Origin of the sequence: Pseudoalteromonas sp. BSi20439, from assembly GCF_000241165.1 — a bacterium.
Classification (GTDB): domain Bacteria; phylum Pseudomonadota; class Gammaproteobacteria; order Enterobacterales; family Alteromonadaceae; genus Pseudoalteromonas.
On the sequence record NZ_BADW01000158.1, the window covers coordinates 1 to 5,503 of the forward strand.

At 40.2% G+C, this 5,503-nt stretch carries 5 protein-coding genes; all 5 read left to right on the forward strand.

What is annotated here, in order from left to right; translation table 11 throughout:
- The first annotated feature begins 433 nt into the window (after positions 1 to 433).
- On the forward strand, positions 434 to 832 hold the full coding sequence (locus P20439_RS12715; RefSeq protein WP_008467425.1) for a DUF6088 family protein: 399 nt from the start codon (positions 434 to 436) through the stop codon (positions 830 to 832).
- A complete protein-coding gene (locus tag P20439_RS12720) occupies positions 822 to 1,772 on the forward strand; it encodes a nucleotidyl transferase AbiEii/AbiGii toxin family protein (protein ID WP_008467427.1) in 951 nt (316 codons plus the stop codon). The genes P20439_RS12715 and P20439_RS12720 overlap by 11 nt, the downstream gene beginning before the upstream one ends.
- A gap of 525 nt (positions 1,773 to 2,297) precedes the next feature.
- Positions 2,298 to 3,395 carry a Fic family protein gene (locus P20439_RS12730; RefSeq protein WP_008467431.1) on the forward strand — a complete coding sequence of 366 codons (1,098 nt, stop codon included), beginning with the start codon at positions 2,298 to 2,300 and terminating at the stop codon, positions 3,393 to 3,395.
- A gap of 351 nt (positions 3,396 to 3,746) precedes the next feature.
- A complete protein-coding gene (locus P20439_RS12735) occupies positions 3,747 to 4,046 on the forward strand; it encodes a helix-turn-helix transcriptional regulator (protein ID WP_004589614.1) in 300 nt (99 codons plus the stop codon).
- Positions 4,036 to 5,241 (forward strand): type II toxin-antitoxin system HipA family toxin, encoded by a 1,206-nt coding sequence (locus tag P20439_RS12740; RefSeq protein ID WP_008467433.1) that lies wholly within the window; start codon positions 4,036 to 4,038, stop codon positions 5,239 to 5,241. The genes P20439_RS12735 and P20439_RS12740 overlap by 11 nt, the downstream gene beginning before the upstream one ends.
- Positions 5,242 to 5,503 lie beyond the last annotated feature (262 nt).

The window sequence follows — 5,503 nt, forward strand, 5'->3', positions numbered from 1 at the left end:
AAAGATTTTAGGTTAAAGGCGCTAGTCTGAATTTATAGCCCGTCGCTCGCTGCTCGAAACCCGCTGTCTTCTCTTTGTACAAATATGGTTTTAAGTGATTTATTCACAAAGAGATTAAGAGGCACTGCGTTTTAGAGGTAGACACAAAGGGTCTAATGTAGGTCGTGCTTTAGCGCGTCAATTTTCAATATTAGACATTGTCGCCATAAATGACGACCTACAAGGAAGTGCTGGGGGGTTGCCCGCCGCTCGCCGCTCGTATCCCGCCACCCTCGGTGGTAAATTCGTTTTAAAGCAATTATAGCTAATGCTGGTTCCTATGGTGAAATTAACTACTATGATAATTTAACGCGATCATTTCAATGTCGTATGTTTGCATTGTTTAGATGTCGTATGTTTGCTATATTTTGTCTAAGCAACGAGAGTAATTAATATGACAATAGCAAGTAAAGTAACCACAAGAATAAACCGCTCTAAGCGTTATGTTTTTGAGCGCGCTGATTTTGCTGATATTGCAGGTTACGACCAAGTTGGCCGTGTTTTAAAAAAGCTGGTAGATAGTGGCCAGTTGTTACGTATTGGTTATGGGCTTTATACTAAAGCGCGAGAAAATCGCATTACTGGTAAGTTAATGCCAGCATCACCTGCGGGTGCAGATGGAGTCATTTTAGAGGCTGTTGAAAAACTGGGCGTTAAGTACCAGTTTGATGAATTTACACAACGCAGTCTTGAGGGTGAAAGTTTACAAGTTCCCGCTTCATTTAAAATAATGACCAATAGCCGGTTTAAGCGTAAAATTGTTGTAAATAATAGCGCTATCAATGCGAGTTGATAGCGATTTATTTTTAGATGTAGCGGATGCTCTTGGTATGGGTAACCCTGCCATTGTTGAAAAAGATTACTATGTAGTTGCATTACTTAAGCTACTTTGTGAGCTATCTTTTGATACGCATTTTTTAGTTTTTTCAGGTGGTACGGCATTAACAAAGTCAGGCATTAAAACTCATCGAATGTCTGAAGATGTTGATATAAAAATTATTCCCAAAGATTTAACTGCTAACACGTCTAAAACTAAAAGAAGAAAGGCTAGAAAAGCGCTCCACTTACAGTTAATTGCTGCAATTAATTCACATGATTATTTTTCTGTAGAAAATACTCCAACTGTTTTTGATGAATATCGATATCAACAAATTGATATTCGCTATCCTCAAGCCCATTCAAAAGCCCCATGCTTACGACCGTTTATTAAATTAGAGCTTATTGAAACGTTACTTTTTGATAATGTACAAAGCCGCAATATATCTTCTTTAGTGAACGAGGTAACTCAACAGGCACCAGAAGTGCCGCTGATGGACTTTTCTAGTATTGAGAGTACACAAGCTGAAAAGTTAGTGTCTATGCTTAGGCGCACAGCGAGCTTTGCACGTGATAATAGAAGAGACGATGATCCTGCGCTAATTCGCCATGTTTATGATACGTATTATATTCAACACGCTGGGTTGGCGGATGCATCAGGTGTGGTGCCTTTAGTCAAAAAAGTCATAGCAGAAGATATTACCCGTTACGGTAACCAGCATTTAGAATTTATGGCAGAACCGATTATTGAACTTAAGTTTGCCTTAGGTGTATTGCAAGCGAACTCACTCTATGAAACGCGTTTTAATGAATATGTTGTTCCAATGGTTTATGGTAGTCATAAACTGGTGTGGCAAGAAGCATTTGATGTATTCAAATCATTTTGTAAGATTGTTTTGAATGATATTGAGCTTTAACCATCAAATTTAAAAAGCGCTGTATTTTCACAATCACCACACACTAATGCTCAGAGCGCCGAGAGGTGACGAATAACCAACAAAAATATCAGGAATATTTTTGAATAACTTTGCTCAAAGGCGACGAGTATCGAGTTGCGGGTTTCGAGCCATTAAAAGCTACGCTTTTCACGTCAGCAAGCTTAACGCCTACGGTGGGAATAGGTAAAAGGTTTAAGGTTAAAGGCGCTAGGCTGAATTTATAGCCCGTTGCTCGCGGCTTGTCACCCGAAGCTCGCTGTCTTCTCATTTACTCTCATTACCTCTCTTTGTGCAAATATGGTTTTAAGTGATTTATTCACAAAGAGATTAAGAGACGCTGCGCTGAAACGAAAGGTCAAACGCTCTAAGTTAATTGTAAAGGACGCTAGGGTTTGCACAAGTCCACAAACTCCACAATGAGGCAATTAAGTGTGTTAATTGCCTCATTGTGTGAGGCGATTAAATCATATAGACTGAAGCTACTTACCTTGAGGGCAAACGCTTATGTGGATATGGCAACAACAAGATTGGCCGAACTTTACGTGGGATGAAAAACAGCTTGCGCCGTTGTTGAGAGAGCTTTGTTTTAACCAAGGTGTGCTCGTTGGTCGCATGGATGGGCAAAGTACGCAGCAAAAACAGCAAGCGCTTGACACTTTATTGGCTAATATAATTCATTCAAGTGCCATTGAGGGGGAGAAGCTTAATGCATTTTCTGTGCGTTCGTCACTAGCTAAAAAACTCCACATTGATGAGCAGCCTTATCCAACCACATTGCAAAGCGATAATCTTGCAGAGATCATGTTGGATGCAATTAATAACACCGATACACCGCTTGATTTAGAACGTGTGTTGAATTGGCATCGTTTATTGTTTGCAGGTGAACAAGGATTATTTACTCAAATTGCGGGCGGTCAATTACGTGGCAACGAGCCAATGCAAGTTGTATCAGGGCGATTAGATAGACCCGTATTACATTTTACTGCTCCACCAAGAGATGTTATCGAAAACGAACTCGCTATTTTTTTTAATTGGTTTAATGCAGGTTATAATGATCGACACGAAGACCCTTTTATTCGTGCTGCTATCGCTCATTTGTGGTTTGTAACCTTACACCCACTTGAAGATGGTAACGGGCGTATTACGCGCCTTATTACAGATTTAGCGCTTGCTCAAGAGCATAAAGAGTCGATACGGTTCTATGCGATGTCGGTGGCAATTTTAGAAGATAGAAAAGGCTATTATGAGGTCTTAGAGGCAACACAGCGTGGTGATTTGTGCATTACACAGTGGATTACCTGGTTTTTAAATACGCTCAATAAAGCAATTGAATCTACCCTGAAGAATATTGAGCAAACTGTCGCAAAAACTAATTATTGGTTTAAAAAAGATCAAACTAGACTAAATGAACAACAAGTAAAAGTGCTTAATAAATTACTTGATGGCCAATTTGAGCAGGGCATCAGTGCGAGTCAGTATCAAAAAGTGGCTAAGGTAAGTCGCGCGACGGCGACGCGCCACTTATCAGATTTACAAACACTGGATTATATAAAGAAAACCTCAGCGGGCGGTCGCAGTACTCGTTATAAAATAGCCAAATGACTTTAAAAAGCTTAAAGCTTTTTTTGTAATTCAAAGCCCTACTATTTCAACACGATGACACACAGTGAGGCAATTAAGTATGATATTCGCCTCATTTTTTGAGGCGAATAATGGCGTGAAAGTAACCTAATTTAAAAGCGGTGCTTTTCGCGTCAGCAAGCTTAACGATTATGGTGGGAATAGGTAAAAGGTTCTAGGCGCTAGGGGCTAGTCTGAATTTATAGCCCGTCGCTCGCGGCTCGTTACCCGAAGCTCGAAACTCATTTCGTATCTATTTAAATAATATTGCAATCATATTAAATACCGCTAAACTAATCATTAGTATATTAATGACCGATTAGGTAGTCATTTATGAGATCTGAACAAGCATTAAAACTGGCGCGTCGATTGGGTGATTTAATTCGCCAGCATCGTACTTTACTTTATACCCAGAGCACGTTCGCTAAAATGATTGGTGTATCTCGCTCCACGGTACAAAAGCTTGAGCAAGGGGAGGTAGTAAAAAGCGATATATTGTTTGAAGCCCTTGTTGTTCTTCAATTGCAAGGCTCATTGCTGGATGAAATTAACGAGCTTGCCGCAGATGTGGGCGGTTATAATGCAAGACAGCGTAAAAGCAATAAAACTCAGGTGATTAACGATGACTTCTGAAGCTTATGTATTTATTGACGGTTTAGAAGACAGCCCGGTAATTTGTGGTTTTTTTAAGTTAAATACACAAACAGGCCGAGGTGAGTTTAATTATGGTAAAAGTTACCTTGCGCGCTCTGATGCGTTTGCGCTCGATCCGCTACATTTACCACTACAGCCTGGCATCGTTAGTTATTCTGCCAATAAAGGTGTGTTTGGGGTGTTAAGTGATGCGGGAGCTGATTCGTGGGGGCGTAAGCTTATACTGTCGCTGCATAATACCAAACCAAAAAATGAGCTAGAATTTTTACTCGCAGGGTCTGGGTATGGTGTTGGCGCCTTGGTATTTAGTTTGTCGCGCAGCGCATCAAAACATAAAGCGAATAAAAATACATTAGCCGATTTAGCCTTGTTAGATCAAGCAAAGGACGATTTGCTCGCCAATAAAGCGATTTCACAGGAAGCAAAAAAAGCCTTTGAATTTGGTCAAAGTATGGGGGGAGCAAGACCTAAAACCTCTGTGAAAATTGACCAAAAACTTTATTTGGCAAAGTTTAATCGTCAAGACGATTTGTTTAATTTAGCTAGGGCTGAGCATGGCGCTATGTGTATGGCTAATGAATTAGGGATTCGCACTGCAAATACCCGTATTCATGAAACAGAAAATGGCGATGTTCTGTTAGTTGAACGTTTTGATGTAAGCGATGACTTACCAACTCATCACTTTTTAAGCGCCAATAGCTTATTACAAAAACCAAAAGTCGCGATAAACGACTTAGCAACATACTATAGCTACGGTGAACTGGCTGAATTTATTCGCCACCACACAGGTGAGTTCGCTGCTGATGCTACAGAGCTCTACAAGCGAATGGTATTTAACGTATTTATTGGTAATACTGATGATCACAGCCGAAATCATGCATTTTTGTATCACTTTGCAGGGCAAACGTGGCGTATGAGCCCCGCTTATGATATCACCCCTATTAATAACTCAAAGCAGCATGGCATAGGGCTTGGTGATGATGGCCGATATGCTAGTATCGATAATTTACTGTCGCAAGCCAAACGCTTCGGCCTCAACAAGGCTCAAGCAACAAAAATAATTGCCGAGGTTGAGAGTTATACTCGCCAGTGGGCAACGCACTTTAAACGTTTTGCTAATATCAGTGATATTGACATAAAACGCTTAGAAAGCGTAATACCCTCTATAAGTTAAAGGCTAATAAAGCAGTCATTAGTGGGTTAATGACTGATTAAGTAGTCATCTATTAATTGACGCTTTTATGAACCACAAAGCGGGAATGAGAAGGCCGCGGGCTTAGAGCGGCGAGGCGCGGGTAAAATACAAATGCCTATAAATACGCGATATAAAATCGCTGCTACAGAATAATATTTGGCTTTTTATTTCCTCTAAAAGCGCAGCGTCTCATAACCTCTTTGTGAATAAATCCTTAAAAATTATTTGAACACAGAGAAGA